At 48.1% G+C, this 24,180-nt stretch carries 15 protein-coding genes; 9 read left to right on the top strand and 6 right to left on the bottom strand.

Going from position 1 to position 24,180, the window contains the following annotated elements; all coding sequences use genetic code 11:
- Positions 1-234 precede the first annotated feature (234 nt).
- Positions 235-1,701 carry a MocR-like pyridoxine biosynthesis transcription factor PdxR gene (locus tag ACM1PF_RS12110; protein WP_416674805.1) on the top strand — a complete coding sequence of 489 codons (1,467 nt, stop codon included), beginning with the start codon at positions 235-237 and terminating at the stop codon, positions 1,699-1,701.
- A gap of 289 nt (positions 1,702-1,990) precedes the next feature.
- Entirely contained in the window at positions 1,991-3,037 is a 1,047-nt protein-coding gene (locus ACM1PF_RS12105; protein ID WP_416674803.1) for an AI-2E family transporter, read from the top strand.
- A 22-nt stretch (positions 3,038-3,059) separates the two neighbouring features.
- On the opposite strand, the gene proC is transcribed toward ACM1PF_RS12105, so the two are convergent.
- Together proC and ACM1PF_RS12095 are read right to left on the bottom strand one after the other, a co-directional pair.
- On the bottom strand, positions 3,060-3,884 hold the full coding sequence (gene proC / locus ACM1PF_RS12100; RefSeq protein ID WP_416674802.1) for a pyrroline-5-carboxylate reductase: 825 nt from the start codon (positions 3,882-3,884) through the stop codon (positions 3,060-3,062).
- A 154-nt stretch (positions 3,885-4,038) separates the two neighbouring features.
- The gene (locus ACM1PF_RS12095) at positions 4,039-4,662 is read right to left on the bottom strand and encodes a cell division protein SepF (RefSeq protein WP_416674801.1); all 624 of its coding nucleotides are present in this window, start codon (positions 4,660-4,662) and stop codon (positions 4,039-4,041) included.
- A 1,060-nt stretch (positions 4,663-5,722) separates the two neighbouring features.
- On the opposite strand from ACM1PF_RS12095, the gene pcrA reads away from it, so the two are divergent.
- Positions 5,723-8,071 (top strand): DNA helicase PcrA, encoded by a 2,349-nt coding sequence (pcrA, locus tag ACM1PF_RS12090; protein WP_416674799.1) that lies wholly within the window; start codon positions 5,723-5,725, stop codon positions 8,069-8,071.
- 171 nt (positions 8,072-8,242) lie between these two features.
- Here pcrA and ACM1PF_RS12085 read toward each other — a convergent pair whose 3' ends face one another.
- Together ACM1PF_RS12085 and ACM1PF_RS12080 are read right to left on the bottom strand one after the other, a co-directional pair.
- Positions 8,243-8,797 (bottom strand): sensor histidine kinase, encoded by a 555-nt coding sequence (locus ACM1PF_RS12085; RefSeq protein ID WP_416674798.1) that lies wholly within the window; start codon positions 8,795-8,797, stop codon positions 8,243-8,245.
- Positions 8,798-8,799: 2 nt separating this feature from the next.
- Positions 8,800-9,939 carry a histidine kinase dimerization/phospho-acceptor domain-containing protein gene (locus ACM1PF_RS12080; protein WP_416674797.1) on the bottom strand — a complete coding sequence of 380 codons (1,140 nt, stop codon included), beginning with the start codon at positions 9,937-9,939 and terminating at the stop codon, positions 8,800-8,802.
- A gap of 207 nt (positions 9,940-10,146) precedes the next feature.
- On the opposite strand from ACM1PF_RS12080, the gene ACM1PF_RS12075 reads away from it, so the two are divergent.
- The 6 genes from ACM1PF_RS12075 (at position 10,147) to ACM1PF_RS12050 (ending at position 20,403) form a co-directional block, all read left to right on the top strand.
- Complete coding sequence (locus tag ACM1PF_RS12075) at positions 10,147-10,821, top strand: response regulator transcription factor (protein WP_416674796.1); 675 nt, start codon at positions 10,147-10,149, stop codon at positions 10,819-10,821.
- A gap of 490 nt (positions 10,822-11,311) precedes the next feature.
- Entirely contained in the window at positions 11,312-12,658 is a 1,347-nt protein-coding gene (locus ACM1PF_RS12070) for a cytosine permease (RefSeq protein ID WP_416674794.1), read from the top strand.
- 40 nt (positions 12,659-12,698) lie between these two features.
- Positions 12,699-14,150 carry an amidase gene (locus ACM1PF_RS12065; RefSeq protein WP_416674792.1) on the top strand — a complete coding sequence of 484 codons (1,452 nt, stop codon included), beginning with the start codon at positions 12,699-12,701 and terminating at the stop codon, positions 14,148-14,150.
- A 420-nt stretch (positions 14,151-14,570) separates the two neighbouring features.
- A complete protein-coding gene (locus ACM1PF_RS12060) occupies positions 14,571-16,760 on the top strand; it encodes an amidase family protein (RefSeq protein ID WP_416674791.1) in 2,190 nt (729 codons plus the stop codon).
- Between the two features lie 387 nt (positions 16,761-17,147).
- The gene (locus ACM1PF_RS12055; RefSeq protein WP_416674790.1) at positions 17,148-18,986 is read left to right on the top strand and encodes an amidase; all 1,839 of its coding nucleotides are present in this window, start codon (positions 17,148-17,150) and stop codon (positions 18,984-18,986) included.
- 10 nt (positions 18,987-18,996) lie between these two features.
- Positions 18,997-20,403 (top strand): asparaginase, encoded by a 1,407-nt coding sequence (locus ACM1PF_RS12050; RefSeq protein ID WP_416674789.1) that lies wholly within the window; start codon positions 18,997-18,999, stop codon positions 20,401-20,403.
- A 42-nt stretch (positions 20,404-20,445) separates the two neighbouring features.
- Here ACM1PF_RS12050 and ACM1PF_RS12045 read toward each other — a convergent pair whose 3' ends face one another.
- Both ACM1PF_RS12045 and ACM1PF_RS12040 read right to left on the bottom strand, forming a co-directional pair.
- Positions 20,446-22,488, bottom strand: coding sequence for a protein kinase domain-containing protein (locus ACM1PF_RS12045; protein ID WP_416674788.1), 2,043 nt, complete (start codon positions 22,486-22,488; stop codon positions 20,446-20,448).
- Between the two features lie 521 nt (positions 22,489-23,009).
- The gene (locus ACM1PF_RS12040) at positions 23,010-23,777 is read right to left on the bottom strand and encodes a hypothetical protein (RefSeq protein WP_416674786.1); all 768 of its coding nucleotides are present in this window, start codon (positions 23,775-23,777) and stop codon (positions 23,010-23,012) included.
- Positions 23,778-24,180: the final 403 nt, after the last annotated feature.

Raw genomic sequence — 24,180 nt, 5'->3', positions numbered from 1 at the left:
CCCTCATCAATTCACTCATGGGCAATAATTCCTAGCCTATGGATTCAATTGGACTTCTACAAGAGCCAATTTTGTACAATAACACCAGTCCACTTTCCTCCCGATTCCCCAAATGGCAGGCAAGATGCTGCGCTACAGTCTGGCTCTCCTATTGGCAGGTAAGATGCCTGCGCTACAGTCCGGCTGCCGTACAGGTGATTGACGAATTGCCCCTACCATTCTCCATGCCCCCCAATGGATTTTCCCCTCTCCCTCAACCCCCACTCCCCCATCCCCCTCCACCAGCAGCTTTACGAGGAACTAAGACGATCGATCCTGACAGGACGACTTTTGCCGCAACACCGTCTACCCTCCAGTCGATCGTTGGCGAAGTTATTGGGGATTTCTCGGACGACAGTGACACAGAGTTACGATCGGCTACTGAGCGAGGGGTATCTGGAAACGATACAAGGCTCAGGCACCTACGTCTGTTCGCAACTGCCGGATGAACTACTGCACTCTGCCCCTGTCCAGCCAGGCGATCGCCCATCCCAGTCCCCGATCCGACTCTCATCCTACGGCGACTACTTAGCTCAGACTTCGTTTCAGCTACAACCAGAGCCAGACCAGCCCATCTGCTTTCGTTATGGCAGACCCGCCTTCGATCGCTTTCCCCTGCCCGTCTGGCGCAGGCTACTTTCCCGCCATAGTCGATCGCTGGACTGGATGGACTATGCCACGGATATGCAAGGCTATCGTCCCCTGCGGGAAGCCATTGCCCAGTACGTCGGGCGGGCTCGGGCTGTGCAATGTACTCCAGAGCAAGTGGTCATTACCAACGGCACCCAGCAAGCCCTGGATTTGATGATGCGGCTATTGATCACCCCCGGAGATACGATCGCCATTGAAGATCCAGGCTACCTCAGTGCGCAGCGAATTTTCCTCAGTCATGGAGCGAAATTACTACCCATCCCCGTCGATGAAGCTGGATTGCAAGTCGAAACATTAACGAAGCCCATCGCTTACCCCGTTCGGTTGGTTTATATCACGCCCTCCCATCAGTTCCCCACTGGAGCAACCCTATCTTTACCGCGTCGGCTAGAGCTACTGGCATGGGCAGAGCAACAGCAGTCCATGATCTTAGAAGACGATTATGATAGCGAATATCGTTACGGCGATCGTCCGATTCCCGCCTTACAGGGTTTGAGTCAGAGTTATGCCGTGATCTATATTGGCACCTTCTCTAAGGTACTGTTTCCTTCGCTGCGAATTGGCTATCTGGTGCTCCCTCATTCTCTTGTATCGATTACAGCTCAAGCAAAATGGTTAAGCGATCGACATTTACCATTACTCGATCAACGAGTACTAACCGACTTTATTCTCGAAGGACATTTGGAAAGCCATATTCGGAAAATGCGATCGTTTTATGATCAAAACCGCCAGGCTTTAGTGCAAGCATTGCGAATCCACTTTGGTGAACAGATCACCATTCTGGGAGACAAAGCAGGGATGCATCTCATGGTGCGCTTACAAACTCACTGGAGTGATGCAGAACTGGTGCAACGGGCCGAACAAGTTGGAGTCGGCATCATGTTAGCCCAACCCCATTACCTGACTCCCGCCGATCGGCATGAGTTGATTTTTGGCTACAGTGAGCTAGAAACCGCCCAAATTCAAATCGGCATTGCCCGACTGGCTCAGGCACTCTATCCAAACTTTTAATTGTCTAATTGTCTAATTGTCTAATTGGCTGCCTCTCCTGCGATCGTCCCACGGGCAGGTGCTCCCCTGCGATTGTCCCACGGGCAGGCAAGATGCCTGCGCTACAGAAACATTCTTCCCCTCCTCACTCCTCACTCCTCACTCAATAGATAGATTTTTCCGCAAGAAGTCCCCGGCTATCCTGGTTTTAGTGTAGAGATAGGGCATAGGGAGTTGTCGGGGTGGGGATGGCATTAGGTTTAGGCAGGATCCCCCTATTGATTTTTTGAAGTGCATAGGGGATGGATGAATGAAGTTCAGTCAGTGGTTAGGGTTGATTGCGTTTGTGATTAGCCTTTATATTATTTGGCAAATTCGGCAACTGCTACTGCTACTCTTTACGGGCGTGATTCTGGCAACTGCTCTGAATCAGCTAGTTTGGCGATTTCAACGACGAAGGCTTTCGCGAACCGCAGCGGTGTGCCTGAGTATTGGCATTGTGGTAGCTGTGCTGTTTGTGGTCATTGCCCTGATTGTTCCACCGTTCATTGATCAGTTTCAGCAGCTTGTATTGCTTCTGCCTGTAGGATTGGAGCAGTTGGAAGGCTGGTTAAGCTGGTTGCAAAATACCTTTCTGGGACAGTTTATCCCTGAAAATTTTGAACTCGATCGACTGATCCGCCAAATTCAACCCGTTAGCACTCAGCTATTCAACCGTTCACTCACTTTTTTCTCGACTACCGTTAGCGTTGCCATAGAAGTCGTTTTAATTGTGGCGATCGCTCTGATGCTCTTAATTAATCCTCATCCCTATCGGTCGGGATTCATTCGCATATTCCCGTCTTTTTACCGCAAGCGAGTGGATGGCATTCTTTCCCGATGTCATGAATCGTTGGGGCAATGGACGATCGGCACCTTGATTGAAATGGTCTTCATTGCCGTGATGAGCGGAGTTGGATTGTGGGCCCTTCGAGTTCCTTTAGTTTTAGCCCATGCGGTGTTGGCAGGCTTACTCAACCTGATTCCCAACATCGGCCCTACCCTGAGTGCAGTCTTGCCAATTACGATCGCCTTACTGGATGCCCCTTGGAAAGCGATCGCGGTCTTGATTCTTTATATTGTGATTCAAAATATTGAGAGTTATTGGCTGACACCAACTATCATGGCGAAGCAGGTTTCCCTCTTACCTGCCCTCACATTAACCGCCCAGGTGTTTTTTGCCAGCGTATTTGGGCCACTCGGTCTACTGATGGCGTTACCTCTGGCGGTTGTGGTCAAAATTTGGGTGGAAGAAGTTTTGTTTAAGGATGTCATGGATCGTTGGCAGCATCCCAGCAAAAGCCAGGTTCAGGATTAGAGTTGGCAATAATTAAAGGTTCTTAACCTTGCCCTAATTCCTGAGAACGCAAATAGGCAGTCCGGACAGCTTCTATCAAAGCAGAGCGAAACCCAGATTTTTCTAGATGGGCAATGCCTGCGATCGTCGTCCCTCCTGGGCTGGTGACCCGATCCTTCAGTTCCGCCGGATGGAGTCCTGTGGAGTGTAATAATTCCGCCGTTCCGCGCACCGTTTGTAAAGCTAATGTTGTGGCGATCGATCTGGGTAATCCTGCGGCCACTCCTCCATCGATCAACGCTTCAATCATGACCGCAATAAATCCTGGGCCTGATCCCGAAAGTCCGGTAACGGCATCCATCAGCGACTCAGGTACTTCAACCACTTCTCCAACCGCCTGGAAAATTTGTTGGGCGATCTGAAGATGTTCCGATCGAGCAGATTGACCGAGGGTAATAGCTGTCATTCCAACTCCGACGGTAGCGGGCGTATTGGGCATGGCTCGAACCACGGGCTGATGGGGGAAAGCCGCCTCCAAACGCTGAAGCGGAACGCCTGCCAGAATTGAAATGACTACTTGCTTCGGATCATTTTTGACATCCTGGGAAGTTTCGTAACGCAGAACTGAAACGACCGCATCAAAGACCTGGGGTTTAATAGCCAGCAACAAAACTTCTGATTCCGCTGCAACGGTTTGATTCTCGCTCACCACCGACACACCATATTGCTGTGCCAGCAAATCCCGTCGTTGCGCCGTGGGATCACTCACCATAATTTCAGCGGGCGCATAGATCTGTTGAGCAATCAGGCGGGATAGCAAGGCTTCCCCCATCATTCCGCCCCCAATCACACCCAGTCGTACAGTCAACGATCGTCTTCCTCTTGATAATGTTTCAGGATCCACTGCAATGAATAACAGCAACCCTGCAAACATAAACGAATTTTTATCTGAGTGCGGATCACCTCATCCAAAAAATCGTTTACTTGAAACAGGATTGCTGTCAGGCGTGACTAAACTGAGTTCATGCCATTCTGACTTGTTCAGAAGTCCAGGCTGGAGTCGGCGTGGCACGTGGGGTGCGAACTGGGGGCTGCTGCATGATGGGCTCAGTGCCATTCTGTTGCGTGCTGACCTGAACACAGTTCGGCGTGAAGAGGAAGATGCTTTCCCCAATCCGCTCTTGATGACCGTCGATCGCATAGGTGCCACCAGCTACAAAGTCTACTGCTCTTTGAGCTTGATCTGGATCCATAATCGTCAGGTTCAACACCACTGATTTACGTTCCCGCAATGCGCGAATGGCTTGAGGCATTTCCTCGAATGTACGAGGCTCCATGACAACCACTTCAGACATTCCGTTCACTGCACCGGGCATTCCAATCACATTATTCACAGCTCCGACTCCAGATGATGATGATGATGAGGACGATGATGGGGACGACGAAAATGATTCAGTTGAGAGGGTAGGGCGATCGCGTAATCGACGACGACGCGGTTCTTCCTCTTGAACGATCGGGGGTTGGGGATGCTCCTCCTGATACAAGTTTTGGTAGTCTTCTCCGTCTACTTCGGCATATTCGTATTCATATTCCATTGGATCATTCAGTCCAACAAAATCCTTCAGCTTGGAAAAGATAGTATTCACAGTTCACGCTCCGTCACAACTAGGGTTATCTTGAAACACCTAAGGCCAGCCTAGTAAAAAATACTCTTTGACCAGCAGGCACCAAACATAGAGAAGAAAATTGTAAAGCGTTCTGGAAAATTAAACCTTAAATTTGCAAAACTTCCAGTTTAAACGCCCTTGGAGAACATCAGAAAGCTCTGGCTGTTGGCTTGAACCCAAAGATACCACTAATTTCAGCACCCTACTTAGCCCCAACCAATCCGATTTCGAGTGAACAGTATACATCAACTTTTCAGAGCAAACCGCTCGATTAAAAATTAAATCAATGACGTGAAACTGTCACTTTCTTACCCACGAACAAAAGCAACTAGCTGTTGAGAAATGTTACCCAAAACTGCTGATGTAACATTGCCCACTGAGCATCCACCGATCAACCATTTCGACTGATCAGAGCCAAACCGTAAGGGGCTTCCATTGATTTGGGTCAGCACTGTTCAATATAGGGTATTCAGCTTCGAGATAAAAGGAATTAAACCTGAATAAAACCTTAAAATCACTCGCCAGACAAGACAAGCTGACCATCGCAACTAGGCGATCGCACAACAGCGCAGACATACGCGAACCCCTGACTCGGAGAGCTTTGAAGCTCTGATACTATGCTTTTACCTTTCTATAGACTACGCCATATGTAGCGTTTCAATTATTTTGCGATTAACGCATATAGAGTATATCCTAGAACGGAAAAATTGCAACCCTATTAAAATATCGACATGTTTATCTCAAGAATTGGCTCAGAACCACTGGCTCAGAACACGTGGATATATAGAGTAGCGGATTATAAACTGCTGAAGTCTGGGAAATCCAGTATCTTAAAAAAATTGTTACAAGTTTGGGTCTGGTGCGCCTACAACGCTGCAAGCCTCTCAATGCTCAAGTCTTCAACAGATACGATACGCTTAACTAATGGGCTGAAGATGATCAGGATAGAAGAGAATGGCTGAGTCCTTGCTGCGATGCTTGTGTTCGCCCTGATCCCCACCTTACAGCTTCCAGCGTTTAGCCTTAGTTCAAACCTCCCATGACCCAAGCGATCGATTTCCTCAGCCACCTCAACCCTTCCCAGCGTCAAGCCGTAGAACATTACTGTGGGCCCCTTCTGGTCATTGCAGGAGCGGGATCGGGTAAGACGCGGGCATTAACCTATCGAATTGCCAATCTGGTGTTGACCCACAGGGTTGATCCCGAAAATATCCTGGCGGTCACGTTTACCAACAAAGCGGCCAGGGAGATGAAGGAGCGGATCGAGAAACTATTTGCCGAACAGCAAGCCTGGGTAAAGCACGGTAAGGCATGGGCGGATCTGGCTCCGGTGGAACAAACGCGGCTGCGATCGAGTGTTTATAAGAACATTACAAAGGAACTGTGGATTGGTACGTTCCATGCCCTCTGCGCTCGAATTTTACGGTTTGATATTGAGAAGTATCAGAGTCCGCAAGGGAATCAGTGGACGAAAAATTTCTCGATCGTGGATGAATCAGATGCCCAAAGTCTGGTCAAAGATATTGTCGTGAATCAGCTTAACCTGGATGACAAAAAGTTTGAGCCGCGATCGATTCGTTACGCCATCAGCAATGCCAAAAACCAGGGCTTGTCACCAGAAGAGGTGGAACGGGAGCAGCCCAACTATCGAGGGCGGGTGATCGCCAATGTCTATGCTGAATATCAAAAAGGCTTGGCCAGCAATAATGCCCTGGACTTTGATGATCTGATCCTGATCCCGGTGCAGCTTTTCCGTCAGAATGAACAGGTTTTAGCCTACTGGCACAAACGCTTTCGCCACATTCTAGTGGATGAATATCAGGATACTAATCGAACCCAATATGACTTGATTCGGTTACTGGTTACGAACGGAGTTGATACGCTGCAATTCAATGATTGGAATTATCGATCGATTTTTGTTGTGGGTGATGCCGACCAGTCGATCTATTCCTTTAGAGCCGCCGATTTTACCATTCTGATGAACTTCCAGCAGGACTTTGGTGATGGCTTGCCGGACGACGATACGCGCACCATGGTGAAGCTGGAAGAGAATTATCGATCGACCGCTAATATTCTGCAAGCGGCCAATGAACTGATCGAAAACAACACGGAACGGATCGATAAGATCCTCCGGGCCACACGGGGGGAAGGAGAAACGATCTATTGCCATCGGGCGGATGATGAAACCGATGAAGCCTATTTTGTGGTGCATCAGATCCGCCAACTGGAACTGACTGATCCCAAGCTCAACTACGGCAGTTTTGCCATTCTCTACCGCACCAATGCCCAATCCCGCGCCTTTGAGGAAGCTCTGGTCAAGTACGCCGTTCCCTATAACGTGGTGGGCGGTTTGCGGTTTTACGATCGCAAAGAGGTAAAAGACGTACTGGCCTACCTGCGGGCCCTGGCGAACCCGGATGACACCATTAGCCTGAAGCGGATTATCAACACCCCCCGACGCGGCATCGGCAAAGCGACGATCGATCGCCTGGAAAGTGCGGCAAAGGAACTCAACATTCCTCTCTGGCAAATCCTCAGCGACGAAACCTCGGTGAAAACCCTGGCAGGGCGATCGTCCAAGTCGGTGCTATCCTTTGCGGCGATGCTGCAATCCTGGCAGGAACGGGTGGAGGCGATGCCTGCCTCACAGATTGTCCAGGGAATTCTGGATGATTCGGGTTATGTAGCGGATCTGCGGCAACAGGGAACGGATGAAGCCCTCGATCGCCTGCAAAATGTCCAGGAGCTTTACAATGCGGTGCTGCAATTTGAGGAGGAAAACGAGGAGTCCAATTTGCTGATGTTTTTGGCAAATGCATCTCTCGCCTCTGATCTGGATAATTTAGATGAACAACAGCAGGCGAAAGTCTCGCTGATGACCCTCCACTCTTCTAAAGGTCTGGAATTCCCGATCGTCTTTTTGGTGGGACTAGAGCAGGGCTTGTTCCCCAACTATCGATCGCTGGAAGATCCGAAGGCGATCGAGGAGGAGCGGCGGCTCTGCTATGTGGGGATCACTCGCGCTCAGGAGCGGTTGTTCCTCAGCTATGCCCGCGAACGTCGGCTCTATGGCTCCCGCGAACCAGCCAGCCCGTCCCTGTTTCTGGGGGAACTCCCGAAGGATCTGCTCCTGGGTAGTGTGGTGAATGCTATTCCAAAACGGATGACCACTCCAGTTCGGGAAATTCGCCAGCAGGCAGAAGATGCACCGGGAACCCATGCGGATGATTGGTCAGTGGGCGATCGAATTATGCACAAGGCGTTTGGGGAAGGCAAGGTGACGCATATTTTTGGGGCGGGCAATAAGATTTGTCTGGCGATCAAGTTTCCGGGGCTGGGGCAGAAAATTATCGATCCAAAAATTACGTCGTTGCAGCGAGTGGATTAGGATGGGGTTGGCATAGGGGAGCAAGCCATGAAAACTCCAAATATCAACATTTTCACAGAAAAGTTTACTTACTTTGCCAGCACTGGCACATCTCCAAAAGACCCAAACGACGGATTCAAGCATAGATAGCGTTTATCTTCCAAAATCGTTTTGTTGAATGGCGAGATCCTGCTACCAGTTTCGCAATGCCCGACTCTTAGGCTGAGGATAGGTCAGGGGTAGAACAACTTTGAATACCGTTCCAAAGCCGACCTTGCTATCAACAAATATTTGACCTTGATGTAAATCTAAACACGTTTTGACCACCGAAAGCCCTAGCCCTGTACCCTCAATTTCTTGGGCGTTTTTCCCTCGATAGAATGGTTCATAAATGTTCATTTGATCGCTGATGTGAATCCCAATTCCTTGATCTTTTACTAGAAAGACAACTTCCTGATTAGTGCTGAAAACCGAGAAAGTAATAGTACTTTCTAAAGGAGAGTATTTAATTGCATTGTAGAGAAGATTACTCAAGATAGGGGATACTAACGTAGGATCTAAATAAACTTCATCATAATCCAGTTGTTGCGCGCTAAGAACGATTTTTGATGTTTTGACAGCGCTGTTCTGCACCTCATTGATCAAACTATGGCAAAACATTGGCAAGTTAACTTGCTCTGGTTTAAATTCTAACTTCCCTGCTTCCGCTCTCGATAGAGTCAAAAGGTCAGCCAAAAGATAATTCATTTTTATGGCCGAGGACTGAATTCGGTGAAGATTTTTTGCTTTTTTTTCAGGGGCCAGGAGTAGTCACTTTCTTCTAATAATTGAGCAGAAAGCAGAATCGTACTTAGAGGAGTACGAAACTCATGGGAAGCCAATGAAAAAAGGCGCAATTTTAGCTCCCCAATTTCTCGTTCTCGATCCATTGAAGCCATCAACATTGCAAGGTAAACAAATGGACTTCCTGTCAAAAGAAGCCCGATTGCCAATAATGCCTCTGCTCCCCAAACTGGCTCAGTTGCCGTGAAGGTACGTGAAGGTAGCAGAGTCAACGACCAGGATTGTCCAATAAAATTCAAGGAATGCGTACAGGCTTGAAGAGACGCGCAGGGCGAAATCTCATTTTGTATTCCCTGCTGAAATATTTCTGCTGTAATGGGTAGAAAGCGTTTATGCCTAGCATCATAACGTCCACCGTATTGAAAGGCTTGTTCAAGATCTTGTAAATAAATATAGAAATCGATTTCGTAGTTGAAGTTTTTGAGAAGCTCTTCAACTATTTCAGATATATGAAATATCCCAAATACATATTCATGTGAATTAGCATGATCTTTCTTATTTACTCCTAATCCATGCTCATCAATTGGCATAATAACAGCTAAATTCAACGGATGTTGAGATATACCTTCCATTTGTAAGCAAGGGGTTAAGAAAGGTTTGCCCGCTTCCTTCGCCTGTTCTAAGATGTTTTGACAATTGGAATCCTGAACAAACTTAACCTCTGTCTTTGCCAACTGTTTTTCCTGCGCGACTAGATAGTTTCTTGCAAAGAGTTCTTTTTCGTCTGTATAGTTTGAAAACCATCCCAGGGCTAAGATTCCTTTACGCGATGAAATCAATTGCTCAGTAAAAAACAAGGCTTCGTCTTCATTGAATCGATTTGAGGATCGATAAAAATTTCGCAGCGTCAGAAGTTGTTGAGTATACTCTTCCACTCCTTCCTGCAAAAGGATACTCAGTCCACTCCCTCGTCGTTGAAATTGTTGCTGTTTTGTTTCCTTCTCCCATTGCCCCACACTGATGGAAGCAATTGTTGATAACCCAATGCCTACACATAGGGTAAGGAAAACTGGAATATAGCGGGAAAATAAGGATAGACAGCGCATACAGTGTATAAACTAGCCTGACGCTTGCACCATGACTAGACAGGTTCGGATCGCCAATTTATCAAGCTTTCACACAAACTATCCGTGATCAGTTCGTCAAAAAAAGTATTGATAGCTACAATTTTTTTGGACGTTTTGCGAGATGCTCTGCGTATCGCTGTCAGTAACCTCACCAATTAAATCGTATTGTGTTGGGTAGTGTCGGTCATGAAAATTCTCTTAGTCGAGGACGATATTAAGTTAGCAGAGGCATTGGCAGAGGCATTGACTGATCAAAGCTATGTTGTGGATGTAGCCAGAGATGGAGAAAAAGGGTGGCTGCATTTTCAAACGACGACGTATGATCTAATTCTCTTAGACTTAACGCTACCGAAGTTAGACGGAATTAGCTTATGTCGGAAGTTGCGAATGCAGGGACATCAAGTTCCACTACTGATGCTAACTGCACGGGATACTCAATCTGACAAGGTGGATGGTTTGGATGCTGGGGCGGATGATTATGTTGTAAAACCCTTCGATTTGAAGGAATTACTTGCCAGAATCCGGGCATTACTTCGTCGGGGACAGGGAGTTTCGGAAAGCGTTTTGAAATGGCAGGGGGTGTGCCTTGATCCCAATACCTATGAAGTAACTTATTATGGCGATCCTCTACGACTTACGCCAAAGGAGTTTAGCTTACTACGGCTTTTCCTGGGAAGTGGAAAACGAGTTCTCAGCCGTTCTGCTATTGTGGATCATCTTTGGTCTTTCAACGAATCTCCAGATGAAAACACTGTTAAGGCTCATATCAAGAGCTTACGCCAAAAGCTGAGAATGGCAGGCGCGCCCAGTAATTTTATTGAAACCATTCATGGCATTGGATACCGGCTGAAGCAAGGTTGAACTCTATTTTTGCCATTGTAAAAACTCGATCGCAACAAAACTCTTCAAACGCATTACAAGCTTGCCCTGGAAAATGCTGTCCTCCTGCGCAGTTACGGGATTCCAGTAGCAGCAGTTTGTGGATAAATATAAATACGATCGCACTCGGCTACGATCGCACTTGGCGCAGTGTATTCCAATAGAAATATGAATTTTAATAGGAATAGAAAACGCGATCGGCTTCAAAAGAAGGTGCAAAAATTTAGATACATTGAGCCTGGATTTTGTAGCAACTGGCACAGATTTTATTGAACCCCCCAAAAAATTAACTTCACCTCTTTTTCACCATTTCTTTCCCATATTTTTCACTTCATTGACCTATCCTGAAGTCCATCCATATCTGACTCATCTTCGTTGTTGAAGTGAGCTACTCTCTACGTTAGATAATTTTAACGTTCTGGATATTTGACCTGAATGGGCTGGAAATTCCGAGGAGTTGAGGAGAAGATCGATGAGTTCCTTGAGACATTGGTTTGCAGAAGATACAGCATCGAGTGACGAATACTATTCTCGACCGGTTCCACTACATAAACGGCTGGGGTTCAAAGATCCAGCGCTCATTTGGACAGGATTTGCGATCGCCTACATTTGCGCGGTCATTGGCGGAACAATTCAGACGGGACTGGGAATGCCCAACGCTATCTATGCCATTTTGTTGGGTAACTTTACATTATTTATTTATTCGTCCTTGCTGGCTTACATCTCCGGTAAGTGGGGATTGAACTTTCCCTTGATGGTTAAAGCTGTCTTTGGTGCCAAAGGGGCGATCGTGCCAACACTGATCCTGGCATTTCTGGTAACGGGTTGGTATGCCTTTCAAACCTGGTTAACAGCAGATATTTTGCGAGCCGCTTTCGATTTACAGCAAACCGCAGGTCTTGTGGCAATCACAATTCTAATCGGTATCGTTTATGCTATGCCTACAGTCTTTGGCGTTAAATCGATGTCGAAATATATGCAAATCGCGCTACCGGGAATGATCATCTTCGCGTTGTACTATTTATTCGTGAAGGTGGTTCCGGCTGGTTCTGATATTCTTTCGCGTCCTGGCTCAGGTGAAATGGCATTTATGACAGGAGTTGCCCTCACCTGGAGTACGTTTGTCGTTAGCGGAACGATGACGGGGGATATTGTGCGCTATACCCGAAGTGGAACACAAGCGGTTGGAGTGACAGCGGTTGCTTTTCTGCTGGCGAATAGTGTCTTCATGCTGCTGGGCGCATTTATTTCTGCGGCAATTAACAATCCAGAAGTCGAGTATTTCTTTGATTCCTCTTCAATCTTTGTTGTGCTTCCGCTGGTCATTGTTGCTTTCCTGAGTAATGGCTCAACCTGCGATGCCTGCCTGTATAACGCAACGATGGGTTTTACCAATTCTTTTCGCAACCTTACGTGGCGATCGGCGGCTGTTTTTGGCATGACGATCGGACTGATTGCGGCAGCGACAGGATTAATTGGTAATATTGTGAACTTTCTAATTCTTTTGGGGTTGTTGGTTCCACCGATCGGCGGTGCCATTATTGCAGATTATTACTTCATTAAACAGGGACGCTATTTCGAGCCAGATGAAGGGTTGCCCTTTAATTGGGCTGCGATCGTTTCGGTCATTGCTGGTGTCATTTCTGGGTATTACGTCAATGTAGCTTATCCCAACTTCTTGTTTGGTGTGGCAGGAATCGCTGTCACATTCGCAGCCTATTTAATTCTCTATTCATGGTTTGGTTCCGGTTCTAATCGTCAGCAAGCGGTTAAATCTGAACGAGATCAGGAGACGAGGGCAGCGACGGTTGAACGCTAAAAGTCGGTTAAACAATTATTTTGATTAAAGGAGGAGAACTGTGTCTGCGAATGACATTTGCCGTCTGGATGCAGTTACATTGTCACGCTTGATTCAAAGCAAAGCGCTTTCGCCTGTTGAAGTTACGGAAGCGGCTTTGGCGCGGATGAGCCAGCTAGAACCGGCACTCCATGCATTTTGTACTCCAACACCGGATTTAGCCATCGCCACTGCTAAACAGATCGAGGCAGATATTATGGCGGGCCATGCAGTGGGGCCACTGGCTGGGGTTCCCATCGGCATCAAAGATTTGGTTTGTACTGCCGGAATCCACACGGTTTCAGGCTCGGCGGCTTACATTGATTTTGTCCCAGAGGAAGACGATGTGGTGGTTGAGCGGTTGAAGGCAGCAGGTGCGGTGATTCTGGGCAAGACGAATGTGCCAGAGTTTGGTTATAGCGGTGTAGCGCACAACCCGGTATTTGAAACAACGCGCAATCCCTGGAATCCAGAATTAACATCGGGAGGTTCCAGTGGCGGTTCAGGAGCCGCTGTCGCTACTGGAATGGTGCCGTTTGCGATCGGCAGTGATGGCGGTGGGTCAATCCGCATTCCGAGCAGCTTTTGCGGGTTATATGGCATGAAAGCTTCAATGGGAAGAGTTCCCCTATATCCCGGTTGTCGAGATGAGCGATATCCAGGAGTTTCAAGTTGGGAATCTTTAGAACATATTGGCCCTATGAGTCGCACTGTTGCTGATAGCGCGCTCATGCTTTCTGTCATTGCAGGATCAGACGATCGCGATCGTCACAGTTTGCCCACTGCCGATTTTGATTGGATGAAGGTGTTAGAGGGAGACATTAAGGGGCTGAAAGTTGCCTATAGTCCCGATTGGGGGTATGCAGCCGTTGATCCGCAAGTTCGACAAATTGTGGGTAATGCGGTGAAAGTGTTTGAGCAGGCATTGGGTTGCATTGTCGAGGAAGCGAATCCAGGATGGGAGAATCCCTACGATACGTTTTGGGCACTTGTTGCGTTGGATTCTGACCTGGTGGGAATGCGAAAAATGGCAGAGCAATTGGGAGATAAAATGTCTCCCCATCTGGTTGAATTCCTTAACAGACAATGGACAGCAGAAGATTTTACCAACGCCGTATTAGCTCGAAAAGCCCTCAATAACAAAATGTGGAAATTCATGCGTCAGTATGACCTGCTACTGACCCCAACCCTGGCTGTTCCTCCATTTGAAATTGGAATTCAGGGACCAGAAGTCATTGATGGTCGGCAGGTCGAACCGTTTGAGTGGTTAGCTTTTACCTTTCCCATCAACATGACTGGGCAGCCTGCGGCAACCATACCAGTTGGATGGACTGATGACGGTTTACCCATTGGGCTACAAATCATTGGACGGCACTTAGATGATCCCTTAGTTCTCAAGGCTTCTGCGGTATTTGAGCGTGCTGCTCCTTGGGGCGATCGCCACCCAACTTTGCTTGATCAGTTGAGGTTGTAGTATCCTCAGTTACCAACGCAAGGAGAAAGTTTTCTCCTTACTCTCACATGGAAACAAATTCAATATCGATCACTCTGAGGAGGTTTGAAGTAATTAATCCTAGATAAGTTTTTTATGCCAAAAAAATGCTGTGTTTTTCAGAAACCGTGTTCTCGTAGCTAATTTTTGATGCGATCGAGTATTTGTAAAAGATCAATATAACCGATCGATTTTACTCTTAATCTCACCTTGAGAAGTATATAAGGGACAAATTCTTGTCGTCACTTCATAAATTTAACTCAGAACAAAAGTTAATCTTTTTAGATGATTTAATGTAGCTAGAATTACCAAAAAAATGAATACTTGAGTTCTATGATTCAGTAGACAAAAGTGAATGCGAAATTCAAACAAGTTTTTGGTTTTTATTAGAGGAGATCGAACGTGGTAACGACGTTTCGCTTATCAGCTCCAACCACATTTAAGCTCATAGAGGCGACGATCGCAGAGATCACGAAAGCCTTTGATTTTGGAGCGTTGACGGCTGAACAACTGGTGCAACTTTACCTCAACCGGATCGAAACTTACGATCAAAAGGGCCCAGCACTGAACTCCATGATTAGTGTGAACCCAAATGCCCTTGAGATTGCGCGAGAACTGGATGCAGCACGCCAAGCAGGTACTATAAAAGGTCCCTTGCATGGAATTCCGATCGTTCTAAAAGACAACTTTGATACGTTCGATATGCCAACAACGGCTGGCTCGATCGTCCTTAAGGATTCCATTCCGCCCAAGGATGCTCCTTCTACGGCACTATTGCGGGAGGACGGAGCCATCATCTTGGGTAAAGCAAACATGCGTGAGTTTGCTGGTAGAGGTGGATTAGGCATTTACACTGAGTTTGGTGGAGAAACTCGCAATCCTTACAATTTCAACCGCAATGCTTCTGGCTCTAGCGGAGGCACAGGTGCGGCAGTCGCGGCTAACTTTGCGGTGCTGGGAACGGGAAGTGATACAGGTGGCTCGATTCGGGGACCTTCCTCCTTCAACGGTATCGTGGGTATCCGCCCAACACGCGGTTTGATTCCGTTGGAGGGCATTATTCCTTTCGCGCTTTCCCGCGATGGGATTGGACCAATGGCGCGAACGGTAACAGATGCGGTTATAGCTCTGGGACCCATGGTTGAGTATGTCCCAGATGATCCGATTTTTCAGACGTTAATTCCGGCTCCCCCGGTTCAACCCGATAAGTTCTTCGATGACTACACGCAATTTTTGCAGACAGGTGCTTTGGATGGGGCTACTATAGGGGTTGGTCTACCTTGGTTTGGGGGTGATCCAGAAGTCGATCGTCTAATTAATGAATCGATTCAGTTAATGGAAGAACTGGGCGCAACGATCATTGAATTGGAACTGTCCAATGAGTTGCTGACCACGATGATCAATGCATCACGATCGATTGGATTAGCGGAGTTTCCTCCTCAACTGGCTGAGTACCTGGCGACCCTTGATGAGGGCTATCCTAAGACGCTGGAAGATATCATTGCGATCGCAGAATCACCAGAGTTTGCGGATTTAGTTCCACCTGCTAGATTACAAGGCTTGAAGAATATTCAAGCGTATGGTGGGTTGAGCAATCCAGAATATATTGATGTGGTTGAAAACGTCATTCCAGCACTCCGAGAAACTTTCTTTGAGATCTATGAAAGCAATGGACTGGATGCGATCGTTTTCCCCACCACTCGAACTCTGGCTTCACCCTTCCAAGGTGTCACCGATCCATCGTTTGTCGAAATCCTTCCGGCTGCTCCCATTCGTGGTGTAGAGATTGCCAGTCTTCTGGGCTTCTCCGATATTACTGTGCCAGCAGGATTCAGCGAGGATGGCTTGCCAATTACCATCTCGTTCACAGGTGTCCCCTATAGTGAGCCGACTCTGATTGGTTTAGCTTACTCTTTAGAACAGGAAACCCAGCTACGGGAAGCACCCCCGCTGTTACCTGCTCTGGAAGGTGAAGAATTTGAGTATGTGACTGAGGTGCTAGTTCAGGGCACTGAAGCCGATGACGTAATTATTGCCGGAGAACTTACCGACTTTGATGGCAACGCTGATACTGTTGTTGCCGATGCAGGGGATGACCTGATTGACACCACTGCTGCCATCTCTGGTGGCAACCTGATCTATGCAGGGGATGGCGATGACACCATCTTTGTGGGGCTCAATGACAGAGCCTATGGCGAAGCAGGGGATGATTTGCTGGATGCTTCCCAAGGTCGAGGGGGCAACTTGCTCTCTGGTGGGCTGGGCAACGATACGCTCTTTGCAGGCAGTAACGATACCCTCTTTGGCGACCAGGGGGATGACCAGTTGTTTGTGGGTGCTGGAGGCGACAACTTGCTAACGGGGGGTGCTGGGGCTGACCAATTCTGGATTGCCAATGGTGAGCTTCCCGCAGCGCCGAATGAAAGTGGAGTCGATGTGATCGGGTTTGCAGATTTGGGGCTGAGCTTTGAGGAGCTTTCCTTTACTCAGATTGAAGAAGATACGCTGATCAGTGTGGGGGATACGCCCGTTGCCACCTTCCTGGATACTGAAGCAACTGCCTTTGCCGCGACTGATTTTGTCTTTACCTAAAGTCAGTAGATCACAACCCTTGTTTAGATCCCCCCTAGCCCCCCTTGAAAAGGGGGAACCGTTCGCGGAGCGTGTGCGCAGCACAAACCGAAGAGGGGTTGAAGTCCCTCTTTTTAAGGGGGATTTAGGGGGATCAACCCCAGGGTTCACTGTGAAACGAACCTATTTTAGATCTACTGAAAGTACAAGTTTGCTTTTCTGCGATCGTTTAACTATTTCTCTTGTGTTTCTTAAACGATCGCAGAAGTAATTCACAGAGTATCTCTCAGTCAGGAAAATTTGTATCACCTATTCAGGTCATAGCCTTTCCTGAGGGCTTCTTTGTCCCACTAAAAAGTACTGAGCTGATTTCAGCTCTTGCGTTCATCTACCAGGAGATTTCATTCAATGACAACGAAACTTTCTTTACTCGAACTCAGCATCTCAGAAGCCCTGACCGCAATGGAGGCGGGAGAACTCTCAGCAGTTGACCTGACTCAATACTACCTCGATCGAATTTCCATCTACGATGACGAACTGACCGGAACCTATCTCAATTCGGTTGTGTCTCTCACTCCCGATGCCCTTGAGCAAGCCGAGCAGTTAGACAAGCTGCGCACCGAAGGTAAAATTTTAGGACCCCTTCATGGCATTCCTGTCCTGGTCAAAGATTCTTATAACGTAGCAGGGCTGGCAACGAGCGGCGGCGTTAGAGGCTTCCAAGATTTTGTTGCAGCGAATGACGCATTTGTGGTTGCCAAAATGCGAGAGGCAGGGGCAATCATCCTTGGTCAAACGAATATGGACAGTTTTGCCAGTGGTGTCCGGGGATTCAGCAACTTGTTTGGTGAAACTCGCAATCCCTACAATCTGAACAAAGAAACCGGAGGATCGAGTTCGGGAACGGGGGCTGCGATCGCGGCAAACTTTGCAATGGCAGGCATGGGAGGAGAAACGGGTGGGTCGATCGTGATTCCCAGTGCCGCCGGCTCCCTCGTCGGCATTAAACCAAGTCGAGGACTTGTTTCAGTTGCTGGAACCATTCCCCTAGCCCCATTCCGGGATGTAATTGGCCCCCTAACCCGCAGCGTCACCGACACAGCCCTTATGATGGATGTTTTGGTGCAAGATAATCCAGATGATCTGTGGTTTCCCTATCGTCCTGAAGGATTTGACGATCGCCCAGCGTCGTATGCGTCGTCTGAAGTTTTGAGCGATACGGCACTAGAAGGAAAGTTGCTTGCCGTCCCTAAAATCTACATTGGTAAAGATCAAGAATTGGGTGAAGGGTTTGAGCTTGACCCTGAGATTGCAACACTGTTTGCAGCAGCGATACAGACCTTGGAAGAACAAGGAGCAACCGTCATTGAAGTAGACACAGCCCCCTACCTTTCCAAGTGGATTAACCGAGATGAGGAATGGGAGTATGGCTGGCCCGAAGATGAGTTTCCTGATTGGAATAGGGAAAATGCAGCTTTCTATCTAGAGGAATTCATCAAGAACCTCGACAACCCAGAGTTTAGCTCTTTGGTAGATGTGAAAAGTGCCATTACAGGAGAATTCTCTGACACGGCTCTGGTTCAAACGCTGAAAGCCCTTGAAGAAGGGACACCGCGATCGTTTGAAGATGAAGCCCTGCAAACTGTTTTGAACGCATTAGAACAATGGCGTGTCAATGATTTTGAACCGTTCGTCGCAGAGCTTGGAATTGATGCATTTGTGTTTCCCACCTTACGTGCAGCAATCCCAGATGAGTCGGGTCGAACGGGACCGGTTCCCTTTAATCGCAATGCGGATGCTGAGTCAAATGTGATGGGGTTGCCTATCGTGACTGTGCCGATGGGCTATACCCAGGGCAATGCTCCTGCTTCCCTCAGCTTCATGGGAGGCTACTATGGTGAAGCAGACATTTTGGGCTATGCTTACGATTTTGAACAAGCAACAAAGCATCGTGTAGCGCCAAATACAGTCCCCGATCTCAAGTCTGTTGATGAGTTGCTGTTTGGCGGAACAGGTTCTGATAGAGATACCGGAAAGACCTTTGTGTTAGAAACAGGTCCAGGTAGAAAGGTGATCGCAGACTACAAGGTTGAACTCGATCAGATTGAACTGAGTGAAGGAATCAAGTTTGATGATTTAACGATTACTTCCATTGGGCAGAATACTCGAATTCAGCTAGACAAAGATGTGTTAGCGGTGCTGAGAGGCATTGATGCGTCCTTAATCACAGCCGCTGAATTTGTGTAGTGCGGAAACGTTGCCCGATCGCAGTTCAGTTTTGTTAAAGACCGTCAGCGAGTTCCTCTGGAATTTTAATCAAGCGAGCCTTGAATCTCGCCTTAATTCCAGGCACAGAGAAATGTATGTTCCATGCTCATCCTTTAATTCTGAGGATGAGCTTTTTGATTTGATTCATTTAATCTGTAAATTGACTGTAATTTGTAAAGAGGAAGACAGTATTGAAATGGTAAGAAACAATATATTTTTCTTTGCAGATCTGATAGATAAGGTCTGGGATGAGAGGAGTAGAAGAGGAGTAAGATTAATGTTTCAGAAATTTTCCATTTTGCATATTCGGTTGTTCTGCTTGTTGCTCATTTCGCCATTTGCTTTCGTAATCTGTGATGTTGCAAAAGCAAATCACAACCCTGACTCAGAGTATCGCATACTGGAAACCTATCCTGAAGATAGACCTAACATTGCCCACGTCAACGTCGGTGGAACAATTACCTCCAGAGCACCGACAGCATTATCTTATTTTGATTATGGTGAGCATGGTCAGTTTACCCCTCAGGAAATCATTGGCTTAGTTCCAGAAATTGATAACATCGCTGCAATTCAGGTATTCAATGAAGAACCCATTGCCCAAACAGATATGCCGCTAGCAGCAGCAACCGTCATGCAAGCTGTTGCTGATCCAGAAATTGATGGCGTTGTCGTCACAAGTGGTACCTGGGCACTGGAAGAGCTAGCCTATTTTCTCCATTTGACGGTTGATACTGAAAAGCCCGTTGTGGTTGTTGGGTCACAACGCCCTCCCAACACCTACAGTTCGGATGCAGCAAGCAACTACTTCAATGCTGTACGTCTCGCTGCTGATCCACAATCTGCCAGCATGGGAGTGTTAGTCCTTCTGAATGAAGAAATCAATTCAGCGCGGGAAGTCACGAAGGGGGCAATTTATCGACTGCAAACTTTTGAATCCCGAGAGTTTGGGCCTTTAGGCAGCACCGATCCAGATCGGATTTCTTTTTACCGTGCGCCTATGCGCAGACATACTTATAGGTCTGAGTTTGATGTAACAGGATATACATCTCTGGGTGAGCTGCCGAGGGTGGATATCATTTACGGTTGCAGAGGTTGTGATGATGCACTGGTGAGAGCGGCTGTAGAAGCTGGAAGTCAGGGTATTATTGTGGCAGCGATGGGAGATGGCTGGCTGCCTGAAATTGAAGATGCGCTGAGGGAAGCGGCTGAAGCAGGAGTGGTGGTGGTGCGGAGTAGCCGTGCAGGCGAAAACCGAGTCATGCCCTGGCACCGCTATGAGGGCTTGTTTGTTTCAGGAGATAACCTCCTGCCTCAAAAAGCTCGGATACTCCTGATGCTGGCACTACTGGAAACTAATGATGTCAGCGAAATTCAACGCATGTTCAATGAATATTAAATGATTTCCCTCGCTAAATCAGTGTTGGAGGAAACAGCAGGATTATCGCCCCAAGCGTTGGCGCATCTGCTCCCGCAAGCTGAGTGCATCCTGATGATCTGGCTGAAGCTGTAACGCTCGATCGACTGACTGTGCTGCCTCATCAAACCGTCGCAGGTTCCACAAAACGGCCCCCCGATTGTTCCAGGCTTCCGCCAGGGTGGGATCGAGTTCCGTCGCTTTGTTCAGCGCAGCCAAAGACTCTTCTGGGCGACTGAGATAAAACAAAGCTGTTCCCTTATTGCTCCAGGCTTCCGCAAAATCTGGTTTGAGGGCAATAGCCTGCTCATAGAACGGTAGAGCCGCAGCAGGATTATTTTGCAGATCCAGGGCATATCCCTTACTCCACAACGCCTCTGGATAATCGGGTTTCACTGCCAGGGCCGCATCACAAGCCACGATCGCCTCATCCAGTCGATTCAAACGGTTCAGGCTGTAGCACCGGCCCCACTGAGCTTCCGGGTTACTATTATCCAGGGCAATGGCGCGATCGTACTGTTCTAGGGCCTGGAGAAATTGCCGGGCTTCTCGCAGATCGTTGGCTTGAGTTAGCAGGGCAGCCATCTGGGCCGCAGGATCAGGAGAGGGGGAAGCAGGGGGAGCTTGGGGATCGGGAGTGCTGGAATCGGTGACTGCCGCTTCTGGAGGGGGTGGTGCGATGGGAGCTGGTCTGAATAGAGCAATCAGTAAGCCGATCGCTGCAATTCCTGTCATGGGAATCAGCAAATAACGCCAGGCAGTTCGTTCCAGACGATCGGAGGTTAAACCCGAAGCCGTTTGAGGTCTGGGGGCAGGAATCACCGCTTGAGTTGCAACCTGACTGGCAGCAGTCGCTTCAGTAGTTACTTTCGCCTGAGGTACTTCCGCCGGAATCGGTGGTTCTGAGATATCCGACTCCACCGCAGTCTCAACAGCCGTTGCATCAGGAATCTCTAGTTCCTCTAGCGGAGGCGCACTAGATTCAGCCCCCGATTGCCAAATGGCCGTCGTTGAAATGGCGGATGCGGAGGTGGGGGCAACCTGGCTGAAGGGATCAGTCGCGGCGATCGTCTGATTGACGGCCAACTGATTGACCACCAATGGATGATTGGCTTCCAACGGATCTGCATTCGGTGGCGACTTATGACGCAGGGGCGGGCGATCGGGGGTATCACAAACAGGGTTCGAGGGTAGTACCGCAGCGGCACTGGGCTGAACCGGAAGCTGCTTGAGTTGGCTCAGAGCCTCGATCGCCGTAGGATAGCGGGCCCGAAAGTCATAGCGCACCATCGTTTCCAGAAATTCCACCAGTTCAGCACTGGCCTGGGGAGCCAGATGTCGCCACATCACTTCCCCTGTGTGGGGATCTTCCTGGAGGTGTCGGGGCGAAACACCTGTTAGAGCCTGAATCGCAATCTTGCCCACCGCATACAAATCGCTGCTAAACCGGGGACTTCCCGCCACCTGCTCATTCGGCATATAGCCCTGAGTGCCGATCGAAATCGTGCGAGTTGGCCCAGAGTTGGGATCAGCTAATTGAATACTGGCTTGCTTCACCGCTCCGAAATCAATCAGCACAATCCGATTGTCATGCCGTCGGCGAATCAAATTCTGGGGCTTAATGTCCCGGTGAATCACACCCTGCTGATGGACAAACGTCAGCACATGCAAAAGATCGTAGAGGAATGCAACCACCTGTTCCTCCGGCCAGGGCTGATCCTTCACCAACTCCCGATCGAGGGGTTGCCCTTCAATCAGTTCTTGGGCCAGATAAAATTCTTCATTGTGTTCAAAGTGAGCCAACAAACGCGGAATTTGATCATGTTCTCCCAGCAGGTACAGCACATTGGCTTCCGTATCAAATAGCCGTTTCGCTGTTTTTAGCCCACCCATACTGCTGACCTGGGGCTTCAAGCGTTTAATCACGCAGCGAGGATGCCCTGGCAAATGGCAGTCTTCAGCTAGAAAGGTTTCGCCAAAGCCGCCAGCCCCCAGTTGCTCAATCAGCTTGTATCGTCCTCCCAACAGTTCAGTTGAGGAGGATTGTAGGAAGCGCAAGAAATTCACAGTTTGCCCACCTTTGCCCACTTTGGAATGCTGCTGCTGAAGTTGTGGCGTTGCTGAAACCAGCTTGATCGTTTAACTAACTCGCTCATTGACATTCCAACTGAGGGAAGTCACCCGATCGCGCCACCCCATCCTTTAGACGTAAAAAAAAGGTGATGGTTCCGGGGGTTGAGAATCACTCCGTAGTGGGAGCATGTCACGTTTGCAAGTCTAACCCTCATCCCCTAACCTCTTCTCCCAAGCAGGGCGAAGGGGAACCGGATCGAAGTCCCTCGCCCTTTGGGAGAGGGATTTAGGGTGAGGGCGACAAAAGTGACATGCTCCCCTCCGTAGTGCAGGCATCTTGCCTGCCATTGAACACTGTCCACCAACAATAGGATTGTGAATGAAATAAGCTGTCCACTATTCTGCTTTTTTAACTGGGCGGGCAAGATGCCCACCCCACAAGAGGTTCATCCTACAAGAGGTTCATCCTACAAGAACCTTAGATGATTCAAGCTAGCCCCTTTCAGCCAGATCCCTCAAACCAGCAAATTAAACCGTTGAAGCTGTTCTTCGATCGCCTGGGGGAGGGTTTTGTGTAGATCGGTTTTGTTGCGGAAGGTGAGGCGGCTGGTGCTGGGTAGATCGAAGGGAAATTGTCCTGATACGTCCGATCGCTCTAGATGGGTCAGCAGTAGTTGTTCCGGTCGTTTACATTGCAGGGCATAGCCCACTTCTACACAAACCTTAGGGCTGGGGATCAGTTGAGGGGGGTTGCCGTCAATTTGCAGGATCGGCGTACCGTCAGCAATGAACAGCAAGCATTTTTTGATTTTACGCATCAGCCCACTGTTGAGGCGGACGGGGCCTTCTGCGAGCCGGTGGGATTCTTCCAGGGTGATGGGAAAGCGCGATCGTTTGTTAAATTTTTCTAGAAAGCTTTGAATTTCATCTCGCAATAGATCGCTGGATTGGGGATGATCGGTTTGATAGCAAAGAAAAATAGTAGGATCTAGATGGGCCATGACATCCTGTTTTGTGAAATAGATTTCATGGCTGATTAAATCAATATTGGAAATGGCATAACCCCCACTGCCTTCGATGTAGAATTCGACCGTTTCCCCTTCTAAGTATCGCTGAAACCAGGCAGAGTTTTTAACATCTTCACTATCTTCTAAAAAATCAGCCCGCAAGGCTGACTTAAGCAAGCTATTTTTGCTGAGGCGCAGGTCGTGAGGACGTTTTTCTAACTCTCGAATTGGTTCATACTCGTCAATGTACCAAGCTTTCAGTGCAATGATGGCCATGGGTTGAGTTTATCCTGTCTCGTAGGGCTGACCTGGGTAGCTTGTTAGACAGCTTTCAAAACTCATTTAAAAGCAGCAACAGCACCCAAGGTCTGAAACATTTGAGCGATTTCCTCTCTTTCTTTATTCTATCTGGAGTTACTCGGATTGAATCACTGATTATTCATTAACTCAACCCTCTGCATTGCTCCCCTTCAACTACTGGAGGAAATATCAATGTTTCGGATGGATGCTGTTACGGTTGAACGAGACAGATTCAGATGAAACAGCTCTTTTACCTCTCTTTTGAATGTACACTTGGCTGTTAAATCTGCCAGGGAAGCTTATCAGCTTCAATTCCTAATATACAGCTTTTGAGGAATCAGAAAAGTGGATGAAACTAAAGTTTACTATTACTGAATGA

The organism is Egbenema bharatensis FJBBOT/2019 (assembly GCF_048077055.1).
In the GTDB taxonomy this organism is placed as follows: Bacteria; Cyanobacteriota; Cyanobacteriia; order Elainellales; family Elainellaceae; genus Egbenema; species Egbenema bharatensis.
Note: the sequence above shows the minus strand (reverse complement) of the source record. Positions and strands in the feature narration are given on the sequence as shown.

What these genes read in the sequence shown, in the direction of transcription:
- ACM1PF_RS12075 (WP_416674796.1), top strand. Translation starts at nt 10,147, where the DNA reads ATGAAAATTCTCTTAGTCGAGGACGATATTAAGTTAGCAGAGGCATTG.
- ACM1PF_RS12080 (WP_416674797.1), bottom strand. Translation starts at nt 9,939, where the DNA reads ATGCGCTGTCTATCCTTATTTTCCCGCTATATTCCAGTTTTCCTTACC.
- ACM1PF_RS12040 (WP_416674786.1), bottom strand. Translation starts at nt 23,777, where the DNA reads ATGGCCATCATTGCACTGAAAGCTTGGTACATTGACGAGTATGAACCA.
- ACM1PF_RS12105 (WP_416674803.1), top strand. Translation starts at nt 1,991, where the DNA reads ATGAAGTTCAGTCAGTGGTTAGGGTTGATTGCGTTTGTGATTAGCCTT.
- ACM1PF_RS12085 (WP_416674798.1), bottom strand. Translation starts at nt 8,797, where the DNA reads ATGAATTATCTTTTGGCTGACCTTTTGACTCTATCGAGAGCGGAAGCA.
- pcrA (WP_416674799.1), top strand. Translation starts at nt 5,723, where the DNA reads ATGACCCAAGCGATCGATTTCCTCAGCCACCTCAACCCTTCCCAGCGT.
- ACM1PF_RS12055 (WP_416674790.1), top strand. Translation starts at nt 17,148, where the DNA reads ATGACAACGAAACTTTCTTTACTCGAACTCAGCATCTCAGAAGCCCTG.
- ACM1PF_RS12110 (WP_416674805.1), top strand. Translation starts at nt 235, where the DNA reads ATGGATTTTCCCCTCTCCCTCAACCCCCACTCCCCCATCCCCCTCCAC.
- ACM1PF_RS12070 (WP_416674794.1), top strand. Translation starts at nt 11,312, where the DNA reads ATGAGTTCCTTGAGACATTGGTTTGCAGAAGATACAGCATCGAGTGAC.